Genomic DNA, 17,144 nt, shown 5'->3' with positions numbered 1-17,144 from the left:
CCCTTGTTGTTTTACATTTTTATACCTTTCCCCGCGCATAAACAGCAGTGTCTGGAAAATCAGTAAACACCCCGTCTACGCCCAAATTAAAAAACAATTCATATTCTCCCTGGGGGTGATTTTGATAATCTAGTGGGAGGAAGCAATTCTCATTACGAAAAGTCCAGGCGTGAATCAACAAGTTCTGTTGATGAGCATCCTCAACTAAAGATGTGGGTGGCAGTAATTTACCTTGACTATTTCTAGGTATTAGTAAATTTTTATTCACCCCTATAGCTTGTGCATATTGAGCTATTTTTTTTAGTCCATCAGGTTTAATCATATCCTGATAAGTACAGGATTTACCATCCATACGAAAATCATCTGGTTGACCTGAATCATTAATTAATTGTACCAGTGGAAAATCCGTGTTTTTGTTTAAGTTTTCTAAATTACCCACTTCAAAGGATTGGATAAATATGGGTAACTGGGTATTGGTTAAGGATCTTAACAAAGCTGGTTCCAATGGTAAACCTATTGATTGAAAATAACTGGGATGTTTAGTTTCTGGATAAATACCAATTGCATATCCCTTCTGTGAACTCTGGTTTTCAGCTAAATCAATTATTTCTTCTAGGGTAGGAATGGTCTCTAGTCCATCATATACGGTGTTTTGTGGACGGATTTGCCCAATTCTTTCTTTTACAGTTAAGGTCTTTAATTGTTTTAGGGTGAAGTCTTCTGTAAACCAACCGGTTCTTATTTCCCCGTCAATCATTTTTGTAGTCTGCAAATGGGCAAATTCAGGGTGATTCTCCACATCTGTGGTCATGGATATTTCATTCTCATGACGAGCAATTAATACTCCATCCTGACTGATCACTAAGTCTGGTTCAATATAATCAGCTCCCATATCAATTGCTAGTTGATATGCTGCTAATGTATGTTCTGGTCTATAACCGCTGGCGCCTCGATGGGCAATGATAATTGGTGTTGGCATCGGTAGTTTATAATCTAATCCCATTAATCTAATACCATTAAACAGACGCAAGAACCGCAATTCAATTTGAGAAGAAGTTCTCAACTGCAAAAGATATAGACAAATATATAACAACTATTGATGCTAATACCCAAGCTTTGCAGCACTATCAATTTCCTAGTTATTCAGGTAAAGTAACTTTATTCAGAACTGAGGATGAACATCGGGGTAATCATGTAGGTACTAAATATGATCATCAATTTGGTTGGGGCGATATAGTTACAGGAGAATTAGATGTTTATCACATTCCTGGTTCTCATCTTTCCCTACTAAATGAACCTTATGTTACAGTGCTGGCGGAAAAATTGCAGCCATCTCTGAAGAAGGTCGACGCTGACAAACTTGTTCTTACCCAGCAGTCCTTAAATTGCTTATAATAATAATGGACTTACATTATTACCCTACTAAATATTTTTTATGGGTCTTACTATCCAACTCCATGCTGAATCACAACGTGTGGAAGAACTAAGAAAACTGTTACAACAAGCTGGCTATGCCTACTATGTTCTCGACTCACCAATCATGGAGGATACAATTTATGACAGATTATATCGGGAATTACAAGAACTAGAAAAAAAATATCCAAACCTGGTTACTAGCGACAGTCCTACCCAACGGGTGGGGGAGCGACCTGCTACCCATTTTAGCTCGGTGCGACATAACATACCTTTATATAGTCTGGAGAATGCTTTTAATGTTGAGGAGTTACAAAGTTGGAATCAGCGATGGATTAGACATTTACCCACTCCACACTCCTTGACGGAAGTAGAATATGTAGCTGAACTGAAAATTGATGGTGCTGCTTTGGCTTTAACTTATCAAAATGGGGTTTTGGTTAGAGGTGCAACCAGGGGTGATGGAATCACCGGTGAGGACATTACTCCTAATGTGAGAACTATTCGCTCCATACCCCTACGGTTAAACTTTGACGGAATTGAATCGATTGAAAAGGTGGAAGTGCGAGGAGAAGTGTTTTTACCTTTAGAGGTATTTAAACAGATTAATCAAAAAAGGCAAAAAGCTGGTGAACAGTTATTTGCTAATCCCCGTAATGCTGTAGCTGGTACACTTCGACAATTGGATCCCCGTGTGGTGGCCCAGCGTCAACTGGATTTCTTTGCTTATACCCTACATATCCCCGGACTGGATGATAGAAGCATTGCTAATACTCAATGGGAATCTCTACAATTATTACAAAAACTCGGATTTCGCGTTGATGTCAATCATAAACTCTGTTCTTCCGTTGATGAAGTGGCTCAATATTATCAGTATTGGAATACGGAAAGACTTAATTCTCCTTACATGACTGATGGAGTGGTAGTAAAATTAAATGCCTTTAAATTGCAAGAACAATTGGGGTTTACACAGAAATTCCCCCGCTGGGCGATCGCTCTGAAATATGCAGCGGAGGAAGCACCTACTCGTGTGGAAAATATTATGGTTAATGTGGGAAGAACAGGAGCATTAACCCCCCTAGCTGAAATGCGCCCCGTACAATTAGCGGGAACTACAGTATCTAGAGCTACGCTACATAATAACGATCGCCTGCAGGAGTTAGATATTCGGATTGGGGACACGGTGATAGTACGCAAAGCTGGAGAAATTATCCCGGAGGTGGTCAGGGTAATTAAGGAACTGCGTCCTAATGACACTGAACCATTTATTATGCCCACTAATTGTCCCGTATGTGGTCAACCGGTAGTGCGAGAATTGGGGGAAGTGGTGACAAGATGTGTGAATGCTTCCTGTCCAGCAATTCTCAAGGGAGAAATCGAACATTGGGTTAGTCGAGATGCTTTGGATATTAAGGGAATAGGTGAAAAACTAGTACATCAATTAGTGGATAAAGGTCTAGTGCATTCCGTAGCTGATTTATATAATCTAACAGAAGAGCAATTATGTGGATTGGAAAGAATGGGCAAAAGATCCGCAGAAAAACTAGTCCAAGTAATTAGGGAATCAAAAAATCAACCTTGGTCTAGGGTATTATATGGTTTAGGTATTCGTCACGTGGGTAGCGTTAATGCTCAATTACTGTCCGAAAAATTTACCACAGTAGATAAATTGGCCAGTGCAAAACAATCAGATATTGAGGGTGTATATGGCATTGGTGTAGAAATTGCCCAATCCGTGTACCAATGGTTTCACATCAGTGCCAATCAAAATCTGATTATCCGTCTGGAAACTATAGGTATACAACTGGCCACTGGGAAGTCTGTTCACACTAGGACTAAACCTAATCCTCAAATTGCTGGTAAAACCTTTGTAATTACAGGTACCTTACCCACATTAAAAAGAGATGAAGCAAAAGCTATGATTCAAAAAGCTGGTGGTAAGGTCACAGACACAGTGAGCAAGAAAACTGACTTTATTGTTGTTGGTGCAGATGCAGGATCCAAATTAGAAAAAGCTCAATCTCTGGGAATTAAGCAACTAGATGAAGCTAATCTATTAGAAATGCTAATGATTCAGGAACCTGTTAAATCATGACACATCAAACCTCTGGTCGCTGGCGTTTAGGACTAACCTTGTCTTTGCTCACGGCATTTTTATGGGGAGTTTTACCAGTCGCTTTAAAAATGACTCTCCAGGTATTAGATATATACACTATTGTCTGGTTTCGGTTCTCTTTAGCATTTGTACTTTTAGGAGCTTATTTATTCACCCAGAATAAGCTACCAACTCAACAACAAATATTTTCTGCGCCTATCAAATTGTTAGTTATTACCACTGTCTTCTTATGTGGTAATTATATACTATTTATGCAGGGTATAGCCTTAACCACTGCTAACAATACAGAGGTCCTAATTCAACTCGCAGGCGTTTTATTCGGACTTGGAGGTTTGGTGATTTTCAAAGAACGTTATACCCTATGGCAATGGTTGGGTATTAGTATCTTAACTTTGGGTTTTTTATTATTTTTTAAATCCCAAATTAGCAATTTAATTACCAGTCGGGGACAATATCTCTTAGGTAGTGGGTTAGTAATATTAGGTGCCATTTCTTGGGCCATTTATGCTTTGGCACAAAAGCAGTTATTACAATCTCTCTCATCATCCCATATTATGCTCATAGTTTATGGTGGATGTGCTTTATTATTAACTCCTTTTGCCAAGATTACCACTATTTTCACTCTTGATCTTGCATCTTTATCAGTGCTAATTTTTTGTGGACTAAATACCCTAATTGCTTATGGTGCTTTTGCGGAGTCTTTAGAACATTCCCCAGCATCTATAGTCAGTGCAATTTTAGCCATAGCTCCCATTTTTACTCTAATATCAGTAGACTTAGTAGCAACTATTTTCCCTCAAATCTTTACGCCAGAATATATTAACCTGAGAGGGATTATTGGTGCTTTACTAGTTGTGGTTGGTTCAGCAACCACTGCTTTGGGTAAAAATAAATAAAGTCTTATTTTGCTTTCTAACCAATGGGATAATTACCAGGTTTGACCGCATGAATAAACTCGCTACCGGAATGAGGTCTTCCTCGCTTATAAGCTGCTTCCTCTGGTCTACCCCAACCCATCTGTAAAATTAACTCTAAGAAACTGCCATTTTCCCATTTTAAAAAACTCACCCATTCTGTTCTTTGGGCAATTCTTTCCACATCCAAGTTATGGATTTTTTCATGTTCTCTACCATTGCTCATACTCAAATATAAATCCATATTGGCTGTTACTTGCTCCCAATATGTCAGCATAGACTTTTTTGCTCCTTTCAATATTTGTAAATCAGTATCTAAGGCTATTAACTGTCCATGAACCTCTGGATAATGTAAAGTTTGAGCATTAATGGTCAAGTCTTTCCACACAATACCAGAAACCTGATGTTCTCTTTGATATTGATGAATGGAATATTTAAAATCTTGGTAAGCTGTGAATTTTTGTAATCCCTCAGTGGGAATGAACTGGTCAATGATAGGATTACCTGAAACTTTCACATCTAATTTTAAACGTTCCCCTTTTAAGCAAGCTTGGCGCTCTGCTGATAAGATCTGAATCAGTTCCCAGGTTGAATAGACTTTGTTCATTGGTAATCATTGGGTATTAGTTATTTGTTATTTGTGGATGACTTAATTATTATGTTTTAGTAATTAGCAAAATGCGGTATCACAACCAACAAAAAATTAGACTGGGGTGATCAGAGATCACCCATGGAGCTTAGTGGTGGGATTCGGTGATTTTAAGGACTTAACTCACTGCTATACTCATTAAATGAACGTTGTTGGTACTTGATGGATTGATCCCGGGGGACTAAATTAAATACTTGTCGGAACTTATCATCTATCTCTTCAAAGGGTACTTGTCCATTTTTATTGAGAACAACTTTACCTGACTGATCAAAAACCACTATTTGAGGTACACTACCAGAATAATAGTATCCTGGTTCATTAGCATTATAGACTTTTTTGGGCGGAATAGCATCCACACTCACTGGAATAATCCTCACCTCTCTACCATATAACGCTTGAGTCTGGGAAATAAATACCGCATACTGTTTACAATCCCTACTGTCATCAATATAAAACGTTAGTAGGATGGGTTTGTGTTCTGCTAAACTCTGTTCTAGGGTTTGTTTGGGGGGGACCAAGGAACCATTTCCCGCAAAAACCACAAAAATATTACCCTCATATCTGTCATCTTTACTACCTGCCAGTGCAGTATCTATATTTATACCTGTGGTAACAATCAACAGGCAAACTACCAATAATAGGAACTTTAAACAAAATCTCTGACATTTGCCAGTTAGGGATACTAGTAAAAAAGGAAACTCTATCTTATTCATTAACAAAAACCTTATTTAACACGTTTGTCTACATATAATAGTTACACCTATAGTGACAACTGGGGGATATTTTTGAGGAATTTTTTGGTGTTTGGCACTATGAACCTAGCGGTTTTGGTAAACATTAGTTAGACTAGGGGGATTGTTTTTAACAATCAGGAAATTTCTTGGGAGCGCCCGTGAAAAAGAAATCAAAGTTTATACCAATTATAAACAGAATTAAACTATACTTGGCAGTATCTATCGCTAAAACTATCACCTTTTTAGTGCGTTCCCTGGGTTTTGGAGCTGCTAGTGTGTTGCCAGGTGCTATTGCACGACGCATCGAGCCTAAACTTTTACAGTTTTTGAGTCAGCAGGTAAAAAAAGGTGTAATTTTAATTGCAGGAACCAATGGCAAAACCACGACTGCTTTGTTGTTGTGTACTATTTTGGAAAACAAAGGGTTTAAAATTGCCCATAATTCCACTGGTGCGAACCTGGAAAATGGTTTAGCAACTGCTTTAATAGAAAACACTAACTTAATGGGTTATTTGAATGTTGACTATGCAATTTTAGAGGTTGATGAAAATATTGTTCCTAAAGTATTACAACCTTTACAACCAAATTTGATTATTTGTTTAAATTTGTTTAGAGATCAACTAGACAGATATGGGGAGGTTGATACCATTAGCAAAAAATGGACAAGGGCAATTTCCACGTTACCCAGGGAGACTGTAGTTATTGCCAATGCTGATGACCCTACTTTATCCTATTTAGGTCAGCAGTTACATCAGAGAGTGTTATTTTTTGGTTTAAGTGAACCGGAAAATTATTTAGATTCCATTCCCCATGCAGTGGATTCTATTTACTGTCCCCGTTGTGGAGATCCTTTGGATTATCAAGGGGTTTATTTATCCCACCTGGGAGATTTCACCTGTCCCAGTTGTGGATTTAACAAAAGTCAACCTTTGTTATTGAGTGGTGAATGGTCACAGATTCTCGTAGGATTATACAACAAATATAACACCCTAGCTGCTGTCACTGCTGCTCAAGAATTAGGTATTGACGAACCAACGATTAAAAACAGTATTGACAATTTCCAAGCTGCTTTTGGTCGAGCTGAAGATTTATTGGTCAGTGGCAAAAAGGTGCGGATTTTGTTATCTAAAAATCCCGTGGGAACTAATGAAACTATTAGGGTGGTCACCCAAAGTCAAGATAAAACTACTTTATTGGTTTTAAATGATCGGATCCCTGATGGTACTGATGTTTCCTGGATTTGGGATGTTGATACGGAAAAATTGGTGGAACGAGGTGGAACACTAATTGTTAGCGGAGATCGTCTCTATGATATGGCTTTAAGGTTACGTTATAGCCAAAGTTCTTTGGATAGTAAGATCCGTTTAATCGTTGAGGAGGATTTGCAGCAAGCTATCAAGATTGCTCTGGAAAATACTCCTCATCATGAGACTTTGCATATTCTTCCTACCTATTCAGCTATGCTGGAAGTACGAGGAATTTTAACGGGGAGAAAAATTCTCTGATGTTTTATCTTCTTTCTAGCATTTTTTAAAAACAACTAAAAAAATGGAAATTATTATTGGTTGGTTATATCCAAAACTGATGAGCACTTATGGAGATAGAGGTAATGTTATCACTCTCCAACGTCGATCTCAATGGCGCGGATACGACGTCACAGTATTACCGTTAGACCAAAATTCCACCCCCCAGGACATAAAATCTGTGGATGTTATTGTGGGGGGAGGTGCCCAAGACCGTCAGCAAGAAATTGTTATGCGTGATTTACAAGGAGCAAAAGCTGAAGCAATTAAGGATAAAATAGAGCAAGGTACACCGGGGGTTTTTACCTGTGGTTCACCTCAACTACTAGGACATTATTATGAACCCGCTTTGGGAAAAAGAATACAAGGTTTAGGAATATTGGATTTAGTTTCTGTTCACCCAGGAGAAACCTCTAAACGCTGTATTGGCAATCTGGTTATAGAGGTGACTGCTTCCCGTTTAGCACGAGAACTACAAGCAATGACGGGAATTAAACCCTATTTGGTTGGTTTTGAAAACCATGGGGGTAGAACTAAGTTAGGAACGGTAGAACCCCTAGGACGTGTTGTTTATGGTCTAGGTAATAATGGGGAAGATGGAACTGAGGGTGCTTTTTATCAAAATGCGATCGCCACTTATTCACATGGCCCTTTACTACCCAAAAATCCCTTTGTTGCAGACTGGTTAATTGTCACAGCATTAAAGCTCAAGTATCAACAAGAATTTGAACTCTCACCTTTAGATGATACTTTAGCACTACAAGGGAGAGAGTCTATGTTTAATCGTTTAAAATTGACAAGTAGTTTAGTGATTAACGAGTAATTTGGGCCCTTTGCAAAAAGGGGCGCACCACTAAATATCCAGCACTAAAGCCAGAAACCATCACCACAAGAATGATTAAAAACAACCACCAACCATTTAGTCCTCTACTAACGAAATTAGAAGGTTTGGATCTGGTCTTGAAATTAGTCCGGGTTTTGTTTTTGATTTGTGTGTTCTTTTTATCCCCTTCTGACTTAGGTTTAGGTGCATTTTTTGGGTGGGTGGGGTGTATGGGTTGTTCCCTTAGAGATTTTGACTCATCATAAGGTGTATTCTGGCTGTTAATAGGGTTGGGACTGGTGTTATAATTTTTGTTTAATCCTTCCTGAGAATATTTACCAGGGTCATTTTTGGAATCAAGCAAATTTTGTAATTCCAAACAAGACTGAACAACTCGATTAACTTCCTGGAGTAAATACTGATTTTCCTGCACTAATTTTTGATTATGGTTGGTAACCACATCTAATTTAGATTGTACGGCTTTTAATTCTGTCACCAGTTCTCGATAGACGGAAATAGGAACGGAGGGGGAATATGTGGGATGAGATGGTTTGCCATTAACATCACCCGTAGTTGCTCGCATCTGCATGTTCGTATCACCATGAGGTTGGGAATTTAACCAAATATACCATTTTCATGGATTAATCTATTCTACCACAGTTGGTCATCATATAACTTAATAACCAACCAGCCATAGTAGCACGGCGAGTCTGTCTAGGTCCAAACTCGCCTATCTTATAACCTTTAAAACCCAATTTTTCTTTTAGTAGTTGTTTATTATCCGGAGGAATAGAACGGGTCAGCTTGACGGTTGCAGGGCGGGACTCTATGAAGTTGGGGGGTTGGGGATAATCAGTAACCCATTCAGGACTAACCTGGGTACTATCCCATGTTTGTAGATTATAATCGTATCTGTAACCTAAATAGTGCCACACCAACTGATTAACAGTAAGATCATCAATTTTTTCGTTGATGATATCCCAAATAGTTTCTTGGTTGAGTTGTGGCAAGTTAGACATAGTTAGGCATTTCTCACACGTAAAAAGTTTGTTAACTTACCATTACATCATAATCTCTAAACTATGGAAAACACCACAGAAATTACCAAACTGGTTCGGGCCCATGTTTTTATTACCGGACAGGTTCAAGGCGTGGGATACCGATATGCAACCGTAGACACAGCTACCCAGTTAGGTTTAACCGGTTGGGTGAGAAATCTTGTCGACGGTCGAGTAGAAGCGGTCTTTGAGGGATCCAGGGATATTGTAGAAGAGATGGTACGATGGTGCCATATGGGACCAACTGCTGCCATAGTTAAACAGGTTGTTATTAATTATGAACAAGCGGAAGGATTGAGAACTTTTGAACTGTGCCTTAGTCACAACGTTGGATAGGCGTTTTTTCTCCGATCGTTTGCACATCATGGCTAAAATAGCCATATACTAAGCCAAAACCAAATATGAAGAAAAATTTACGGCTTTTTCTATTTCGTGTTAGTATTTCCTAGGAGATAAATTCTAGATAACTTTTATTAAATACCAAAACTATTATGGAATAAACTGCTTGACCAAATAAATAAAGGATTCTAAAAGTCGTGGAGTATATGAAACTTCTGATGGGTTCAAAATTAATGCGGACTGTAATGGTGCTGCTAATATTTTGAAAAAAGTAGCGGTGATGCTAGGAATTGATCTTAGCGGAATCAGTAGAGGCTGTTTAAGCCAGCCTCAGAAAGTTCGTTTATGGACTCTTCAGAAATCTCCGTGTCTTTAGACCGGAGAAGCTTAATTAATAACAAAACTTCTCAAAAAAAATTGAACTAACCAACCTTCTACTAGACCTATTGAGTAACATTAGTACACTATAGGCAAAAACTCTCTTTTATTCATTGATTAGCTCCCAGACAAAACCATGAGTGCAAGTGCCACTGTTCATCAAAATCCCCTTCTTCAAGGCTCTGGTCTACCTACATTTACAGATATTACTCCGGATCAGGTAGAGCCTGCATTTACTCAGCTATTAACAGAACTATGGAAACAACTAACCATCTTAGAATCTAGTGTGGAACCAACTTGGAGTGCTTTAGTGGAGCCACTGGAGCAGTTAACAGAAAGATTATCTTGGAGTTGGCGAGTATTAAACCACCTCATGGCTGTAAAGAATAGTCCTGATTTACGAATAGCTTATCAAAAATTACAACCACAGGTGGTAGAGTTTACTAATGCCCTTGGTCAAAGTAAGCCTATTTATGAAGCATTCAAGGATCTACGTCATGGGGATTTTTGGGAGAACCTCAAACCAGCTCAAAAACGCATTGTAGAGGCTGCTATTAGAGATGCTCAACTCTCTGGTGTCGCTTTGGCGGGGGAATCAAGGGAGCGTTTTAATGAGATTCAAATGCAGTTAGCCAAACTAAACACTCAGTTTGCTAACCATCTTTTAGATGCAACTACAGCGTATAGTCTAGTTTTAACTACTAAAGAAGAAATTGAGGGGTTACCAAGCAGTTTACTTAGTTTAGCTGCTCAAGCTGCTCGCGGTGCGGGAGAGGAACAAGCTAACCCACAGACTGGTCCTTGGCACATTACCCTAGATTTCCCCAGCTACTTCCCCTTCATGCAGCATAGCACTCGTCGAGACCTGCGGGAAAAGTTATATAAAGCCTACATTAGTCGTGCTGCTAGTGGAGATTTGGACAATAATCCTCTAATTCAGGGGATTTTGGGATTAAGGCAAGAAATGGCGGGATTGCTGGGCTTTGAAAACTATGCCCAGTTAAGTCTAGCTAGTAAGATGGCCCAAAAGGTTAGTGCAGTAGAAAAACTACTAGAAGAGTTACGTCAAGTCAGTTATGATGCAGCTACCCAAGAAATAGCAGATCTGAAAACCTTTGCCAAAAACCATGGATTCCCCCAAACGGAGGATCTGGAACATTGGGATGTCAGTTTTTGGGCTGAGCGTCAGCGAGAGGCCAAATTCACTTTCACCCAGGAGGAATTACGTCCCTATTTTCCCCTACCTCAAGTTCTCAATGGCCTATTTGAGCTGGTTCAACGTCTGTTTGGTGTAATCGTTAGTCCAGCAGATGGTCAAGCTCCCATTTGGCATGAAGATGTTCGCTATTTTAAAATTTCTGACCCTTCTGGTAGGACCATTGCTTACTTTTATCTAGACCTCTACAGTAGACCAGTAGAAAAACGTGGTGGAGCTTGGATGGATGCTTGTATTCACCGCCGTAGGGCTACCCAAAATGGTGTAGATGTGGTCTGCTTACCAGTGGCCTATCTCATTTGTAATCAAACTCCCCCTGTGGATGATAAGCCCAGTTTGATGACCTTTGATGAGGTAGAAACTCTCTTCCATGAGTTCGGTCATGGTCTCCACCACATGCTCACTCAGGTTGATTATACTGGAGCAGCAGGTATTAACAATGTAGAATGGGATGCAGTGGAGTTGCCTAGTCAATTCATGGAAAATTGGTGTTATGACCGTCCCACCCTGTTTGGTATGGCTAAACACTATCAAACGGGTGAACCGCTGCCAGAGGAATACTATCACAAACTGTTAGATGCCCGCAACTACATGAGCGGTTCCGCAATGTTACGACAAATTCACCTGAGTATGGTAGATTTAGAATTACATCATCGCTATTTTCCCACCGGTCAAGAAACTCCAGTAGATATACGCAATCGTATTGCTAAAACTACTACTATTTTGTCTCCTCTACCGGAGGATCAATTTCTCTGTGCTTTCGGTCATATTTTTGAAGGTGGTTATGCGGCGGGATATTACAGTTACAAATGGGCAGAGGTTTTAAGTGCTGACGCTTTTGCTGCTTTTGAAGAAGTTGGACTAGATAATGAAGAAGCAGTACAAATTATTGGTCGTCGCTATCGAGATACAATTCTATCTATGGGTGGTAGCAAACATCCCATGGAGATTTTTGAGGCCTTTAGAGGTCGAAAACCCAGCACTAAAGCTCTACTTAGGCATAACGGTCTTTTACCAGCTCGTTAGAGGATTCGGGGGGGGAAATTGCTAACACCCCAGGGTTTCAGCTACCAACCCCCGTCTTGTGAAAACGGGGAGGTGTCAATTATGAATATCACGGTGATATGGTGTCATTCTGAACAAGCTAACACCTGTTCAGTTTATTACAAGAAACTGCGAATTTAAGAAACAGTTCTTGCCAACAGTACGGGACAAGTAGCGTTTACCCGTACATAGTCAGATAGGGAAGAACCCAATAGTCGGTCAAGATCTACAAAACTCTTGGCTATGGATGGACGGCGGTCTGGCGAACCAAGCAATAAAAGGTCAGCGTTTAGTTCCTGTGCTAGGCGGCAAATTTCCTCGCCTGGTTTACCACTGCTGGTGACACAACGCACAGGAATACCACGACTTTCAGCAGTAGCTACCGCATTACCCAAAACCGAGTTTCTTTCCGGTTTAATGTCAGTGATACCTGACACTTTTCCTCCCAGATCTGTACTAACGTTAGTTAGTATTAACTGTCCAGACTCAACGCCACTTAGCAAAAACAAAGCTAGTTGTAAACACTGGGATGAGGAAGGGGATCCATCCATAGCCACCATAACTCGTTTGATGCGTTTAACATATATATCATCCTTAACTAGCAACATAGGGCGAGAGGATAATTGAAACACATACTGACTAACAGAGTTAGACAGAATAGATTCTAGACGTTTAAGTCCCCGAGATCCCATAACAATTAGATCTACGCCGATTTCATCAGCTACTTGACAAACCACATCCTTGGGGTCGCCCTGACGCAAAATAGAAGAGACTTGGCTAGGGTCAAAATTGAGGGACTGAATAGCATTAGCGAGGATTTTACCACCCTCTTCCCATTTTTCCGTCATAGCTGCTGCGGTGCTTTGTGAAGGTACAACGTTCAGAACTGTAACCTTAGCAGATTGGATTGATGGTAGTTCCTTTAAGTTTTTCATCATTTCCTCTGCGTGTCCGAGTCCTGAGACAGCCAACAAAATTTTTTGAATCATTTTGTGAGAATTTTTCTGAAGGTTGATTAGGGTTTCCCTCTAAACTACAGACAAACCCACTCCCAATTTAGCCCAATAGACTGAGGCAAATTTGATGTTATTGATGATTTTTAACGAATTTGAGAATTGGACAAGACGGGTTGGCTGCTGTTCGACAATTTCTGGACACAGCTAGACATTCTTTGGCTGCTTGTTGCCATCAATTAGAAAAACGAAGTTTGACGATGTCATGACCTATCTTTCGTAGCCAACCTTACTTGATGGTAGGTAACTCTTTTTTATGGCGGAGTTATGCACGCTCACCCTACCTACCAAGATTGTTAAGGTCTGGGTAGGTTTGGGTGGACATTAATGAGCGGGAAGTGTCAAGGTTAGTTTTTTCCACCTTCGCGACTGGCAGTTTGAATGTAAAGAATTATTAAAAACACGGCAGGAACAAGCACGAACAAGATGCTTGCTACAAACCCTAGGTCATTCACTTGCATGGCAAGATAGCCTCTCTCTAAATTGATTTTTGTTGACATACTCACTGACCCAGAAGGCCAGCGATTTTTGACAGTTCACAGCCACCTGCTACTCAAGTAGTCTTGCGATCGCTCCCTATCCGTTTTAGGTCGTGCCGATGTTCCGTAACGACCACCTCTACACTATACACTGATTCACTGAAAATGACAAGTTGCATAGGAAAAAACCTCCCTCCTTAGTTGGAGGTTAAGGTTTGGTAATCACACTTACCGGCCCATTAACTAGAGTTTGACAAGCAAGACGGTAAGTATCTGGGGAGTTCTTAAATTTTCGCTTTTCCACATCCGTGCGCGATGACAGATTCTCCAGTCCTTCAGTAACTTCCACAATGCAAGTGGCACATTGTCCGTAACCACCACAATTGGTCATTTTACCCCACAACTTATAGATGTCAATTCCATTCTCCAGTGCTTTGAGTCGGAGGTTGGCTCCATCCGCTGCTATTACTTCCTTGTTTTCTTTGATGAATCTAATGTTCCCCATGGCTGTTAGCTGTTAATTGTGACCCGTCACTGGTTAATCTCATTCCTTATGGAAAAGTTTGAGGACAGGGATTACCTGTCCGTATTGAGGACCGATTAATTTACCTGAAGCCCACAGCAGCTTGCCAAACAAAAGCAAGCAGCAAGAAAAATACAGGGATAACCGGGAGTACATCTACCAAAGGCCCGAAGGTTTGGTAAGCTTCGGGCAGTTTTGCTAATAAAATTACTGCTTCCATGTTTGTTTAAATCCAATTAATCCGACACAGCTTTTATACTTGGGAATTATCCTATCATGGTTTGGTTATGGTTTAAAAATCTTCTGGTTGATCCTTAAGAAATTGAAGTCCCACTTTAATCTTAACAGAAAGGATACATTCAGGAGAAACTTCCTGCAATTTGAGTTATTATTGGTATTCTGAGATTCTGCATCTTCCTACTATGCTAAATCCTAATCTGGATGAAATCCAGTTAACGAAAGACGACTACGAAAGATACTCTCGCCATTTAATCTTGCCAGAAGTAGGCTTAGAAGGACAAAAACGCCTAAAGGCTGCCAGCGTGTTATGTATTGGCACAGGTGGACTTGGTTCACCACTGCTATTATACTTAGCAGCAGCAGGGGTGGGACATATCGGTATTGTTGATTTTGACGTAGTTGATTTCTCTAACTTACAACGTCAAGTCATCCACGGCACATCTTGGGTGGGTAAACCCAAAATTGCATCGGCAAAAGACCGCATTCATGAAATTAACCCCTATTGTCAAGTTGACCTATATGAAACTCGGTTAAGTTCAGAAAATGCTATTGACATACTTAGTCCCTACGACGTGATTGTGGATGGGACTGATAACTTCCCCACCCGGTATCTAGTTAATGATGCTTGTGTATTGTTAAACAAACCCAATGTTTACGGATCAATTTTCCGTTTTGAAGGACAAGCAACAGTATTTAACTACCAAGGTGGTCCTAACTATCGGGATCTATATCCTGAACCCCCGCCACCGGGTATGGTTCCTTCCTGTGCAGAAGGTGGTGTATTGGGGATTTTACCGGGAATTATCGGTGTAATTCAGGCTACGGAAACAGTAAAGATTATTATTGGTAAGGGGACTACCCTTAGTGGGCGTTTAGTGCTCTATAACGCTTTGGATATGAAGTTCCGAGAGTTGAAGTTGCGTCCTAACCCTGTCCGTCCAGTAATAGACAAACTCGTTGATTACGAAGAATTTTGTGGTCTTCCCCAAGCTAGAGCAGCGGAAGCGCAACAGCAAATGGAAACCCAGGAAATGACTGTCAAGGAGTTAAAGACTCTCATAGACAGTGGTTCTCAGGATTTTATCCTATTAGATGTGCGTAATCCTAATGAATATGAAATTGCCAGGATTCCTGGTTCTGTGTTAATACCCCTACCAGAAATTGAAAATGGTGATGGTGTAGCAAGGGTCAAAGAATTACTTAATGGACACAGTTTAATCGCCCATTGTAAGATGGGTGGACGCTCTGCCAAAGCTCTGGCCATTCTCAAAGCAGCAGGTATATCAGGAACTAATGTCAAGGGTGGTATTAATGCTTGGAGTCAGGAGGTAGACCCCTCCGTACCACAGTATTAGTTTTACTGTATTTATTATGGAGGTGGCGATCGCCCGCAGATAAATTCACCCTTTTGTAAACGAGCGATCGCCCCTTTGGAGATTTCTTGGGTCACTTTCCATTTTGGGATATCAAGATTTCATGAGTATATACAAATCTAAGTTGAGCGTTTTGTGGAAACAGGTTTGGGCTTTAGCAGGGGTACAAGGGGCAATTACACTTTCCTGGTTGGTCTATAACACCTATCTACCACAACTGTTAATTCAGTTCGGGTTTCCATCATCTTTGGCACCTTTAATTTTAATTATTGAAAATGCCTTAGCTGTAATTATGGAACCGCTAATGGGTGCACTTTCTGACCAGTCTCAACGAAAATTTGCCACTCGTTTTCCTCTTATCTCCCTTGGGGTAATTTTGTCCTCCACCCTGTTAATTGCCATACCATGTATGGTAACTTTTGTCTCCCCTTCCCAAGTCTTCCGTGGACTTTTGCCCCTAACCCTGATAGATTGGTCTCTCACAATGACCATTTTTCGTTCCCCAGCACTTTCTTTGTTGATCAAGTATTCCATGCCATCTGAATTGCCTTTGGCAGTTAGTTTTATCACCTTTGCTGGGGGTGTGGTCGGTGCTTTTCGTGGTGTTGCTCATCAGTTTATTCTTAGCTTGGGTGCCATTTGGTCCTTTGCGATCGCATCCTTTGTACTTTTAGGCACTGGTCTGGTTTTAAGGTTTTTCCACCCACCAGAAATACCCACGTTGCCCAAAAACTTCCCATCTCCAACAATACCCTTTTATAATCTATCCTTCATTTTCCTAACCGGTTTTACCATGTCCTGGGGATCTCGTTTGCTTATGGATAGCTTGGGCAAAACTCTCAAAACCCAATTATCCCCTGATAGGGTTACCATAACCATGCTATCCTTTGGTTTAACCCTGGCTTTAGCATCCTTACCTGCTGGATTTTGTGCTAGTAGGTTTGGTAATCGTCCAATTATGATACTAGGAATTATCGTCACTATTATATCGGTTTCAACCATGATAATTTTCCCAGTGCCAACACCCTTTATAATCCTCTTAATAGTGTCCTTAATAGTCGGTTTTAGCTTGATAACAAATGGCATAATTCCATTTATTCTACAGTCAACTCCTCCCCGCTGGTCAGGATTAGGAATTGGCACTTATTTTGGTGGATTTTCTTTGGCCATGAGTCTTTTTGGCTCCTTCTTTTCTCCAGCCATTACTCCTTTCATAGCTGGTATAAGCGCAGCCCTAGCGTTTTCCGCCAGTAGTATATGTATTTTTTCCACTAAAATAGAATATAACCGACCTTAAAGGTGAAAGTGC

The 17,144-nt window shown here is 40.3% G+C and carries 18 protein-coding genes; 9 read left to right on the top strand and 9 right to left on the bottom strand.

Translation table 11 applies throughout. The features are described from left to right. Positions 1–19 precede the first annotated feature (19 nt). Positions 20–979, bottom strand: a complete 960-nt coding sequence (locus C6N34_RS09280; protein ID WP_236106951.1) for a glycerophosphodiester phosphodiesterase — start codon at positions 977–979, stop codon at positions 20–22. A 137-nt stretch (positions 980–1,116) separates the two neighbouring features. Between C6N34_RS09280 and C6N34_RS09275 the strand changes: the two genes are divergently transcribed. From C6N34_RS09275 to C6N34_RS09265, 3 genes are read left to right on the top strand one after another with little or no spacing between them, the layout of a single operon-like run. Then, on the top strand, positions 1,117–1,395 hold the full coding sequence (locus C6N34_RS09275; RefSeq protein WP_181884042.1) for a thioesterase domain-containing protein: 279 nt from the start codon (positions 1,117–1,119) through the stop codon (positions 1,393–1,395). Positions 1,396–1,435: 40 nt separating this feature from the next. After that, on the top strand, positions 1,436–3,508 hold the full coding sequence (gene ligA / locus C6N34_RS09270; RefSeq protein WP_115539068.1) for an NAD-dependent DNA ligase LigA: 2,073 nt from the start codon (positions 1,436–1,438) through the stop codon (positions 3,506–3,508). Then, entirely contained in the window at positions 3,505–4,425 is a 921-nt protein-coding gene (locus C6N34_RS09265; RefSeq protein WP_115539067.1) for a DMT family transporter, read from the top strand. Before ligA ends, C6N34_RS09265 begins: the two co-directional genes overlap by 4 nt. Positions 4,426–4,441: 16 nt before the next feature. On the opposite strand, the gene C6N34_RS09260 is transcribed toward C6N34_RS09265, so the two are convergent. Then, positions 4,442–5,050 (bottom strand): hypothetical protein, encoded by a 609-nt coding sequence (locus C6N34_RS09260; protein WP_057178302.1) that lies wholly within the window; start codon positions 5,048–5,050, stop codon positions 4,442–4,444. A 152-nt stretch (positions 5,051–5,202) separates the two neighbouring features. After that, positions 5,203–5,805 carry a thylakoid membrane photosystem I accumulation factor gene (locus tag C6N34_RS09255; protein WP_057178303.1) on the bottom strand — a complete coding sequence of 201 codons (603 nt, stop codon included), beginning with the start codon at positions 5,803–5,805 and terminating at the stop codon, positions 5,203–5,205. A gap of 200 nt (positions 5,806–6,005) precedes the next feature. On the opposite strand from C6N34_RS09255, the gene C6N34_RS09250 reads away from it, so the two are divergent. Together C6N34_RS09250 and C6N34_RS09245 are read left to right on the top strand one after the other, a co-directional pair. Beyond that, positions 6,006–7,331: a Mur ligase family protein gene (locus C6N34_RS09250; protein WP_040008833.1), complete on the top strand. Its 1,326-nt coding sequence runs from the start codon at positions 6,006–6,008 to the stop codon at positions 7,329–7,331. A 43-nt stretch (positions 7,332–7,374) separates the two neighbouring features. After that, positions 7,375–8,172 (top strand): type 1 glutamine amidotransferase, encoded by a 798-nt coding sequence (locus tag C6N34_RS09245; RefSeq protein WP_115539066.1) that lies wholly within the window; start codon positions 7,375–7,377, stop codon positions 8,170–8,172. Here the strand turns inward: C6N34_RS09245 and C6N34_RS09240 are convergent. Together C6N34_RS09240 and C6N34_RS09235 are read right to left on the bottom strand one after the other, a co-directional pair. Beyond that, a complete protein-coding gene (locus C6N34_RS09240; RefSeq protein WP_115539065.1) occupies positions 8,162–8,761 on the bottom strand; it encodes a hypothetical protein in 600 nt (199 codons plus the stop codon). The two genes, C6N34_RS09245 and C6N34_RS09240, sit on opposite strands and share 11 nt — an antisense overlap. A 52-nt stretch (positions 8,762–8,813) precedes the next feature. Next, on the bottom strand, positions 8,814–9,191 hold the full coding sequence (locus C6N34_RS09235; protein WP_006277002.1) for a DUF1823 family protein: 378 nt from the start codon (positions 9,189–9,191) through the stop codon (positions 8,814–8,816). 63 nt (positions 9,192–9,254) lie between these two features. Between C6N34_RS09235 and C6N34_RS09230 the strand changes: the two genes are divergently transcribed. After that, positions 9,255–9,566 (top strand): acylphosphatase, encoded by a 312-nt coding sequence (locus tag C6N34_RS09230; protein WP_115539064.1) that lies wholly within the window; start codon positions 9,255–9,257, stop codon positions 9,564–9,566. A 517-nt stretch (positions 9,567–10,083) separates the two neighbouring features. Beyond that, a complete protein-coding gene (locus C6N34_RS09225) occupies positions 10,084–12,189 on the top strand; it encodes a M3 family metallopeptidase (protein WP_115539063.1) in 2,106 nt (701 codons plus the stop codon). Positions 12,190–12,344: 155 nt separating this feature from the next. Here C6N34_RS09225 and C6N34_RS09220 read toward each other — a convergent pair whose 3' ends face one another. From C6N34_RS09220 to C6N34_RS09205, 4 genes are all read right to left on the bottom strand, one after another. Continuing rightward, positions 12,345–13,196: a universal stress protein gene (locus C6N34_RS09220; RefSeq protein WP_115539062.1), complete on the bottom strand. Its 852-nt coding sequence runs from the start codon at positions 13,194–13,196 to the stop codon at positions 12,345–12,347. Positions 13,197–13,567: 371 nt separating this feature from the next. Beyond that, positions 13,568–13,681 (bottom strand): photosystem II reaction center protein PsbM, encoded by a 114-nt coding sequence (gene psbM / locus C6N34_RS09215; protein ID WP_071985120.1) that lies wholly within the window; start codon positions 13,679–13,681, stop codon positions 13,568–13,570. Between the two features lie 226 nt (positions 13,682–13,907). Then, complete coding sequence (locus tag C6N34_RS09210) at positions 13,908–14,204, bottom strand: 2Fe-2S iron-sulfur cluster-binding protein (RefSeq protein ID WP_006277006.1); 297 nt, start codon at positions 14,202–14,204, stop codon at positions 13,908–13,910. Between the two features lie 100 nt (positions 14,205–14,304). After that, positions 14,305–14,442 (bottom strand): photosystem II reaction center protein K, encoded by a 138-nt coding sequence (locus C6N34_RS09205; protein WP_006277007.1) that lies wholly within the window; start codon positions 14,440–14,442, stop codon positions 14,305–14,307. Positions 14,443–14,644: 202 nt separating this feature from the next. On the opposite strand from C6N34_RS09205, the gene moeB reads away from it, so the two are divergent. Next, entirely contained in the window at positions 14,645–15,817 is a 1,173-nt protein-coding gene (gene moeB, locus C6N34_RS09200) for a molybdopterin-synthase adenylyltransferase MoeB (RefSeq protein WP_115539061.1), read from the top strand. Between the two features lie 121 nt (positions 15,818–15,938). Then, entirely contained in the window at positions 15,939–17,132 is a 1,194-nt protein-coding gene (locus tag C6N34_RS09195; protein ID WP_115539060.1) for an MFS transporter, read from the top strand. Positions 17,133–17,144: the final 12 nt, after the last annotated feature.

It is taken from the genome of Cylindrospermopsis raciborskii Cr2010, from assembly GCF_003367075.2.
Lineage (GTDB): Bacteria > Cyanobacteriota > Cyanobacteriia > Cyanobacteriales > Nostocaceae > Raphidiopsis > Raphidiopsis raciborskii.
This window is presented reverse-complemented; position numbering and strand designations above follow the sequence as displayed.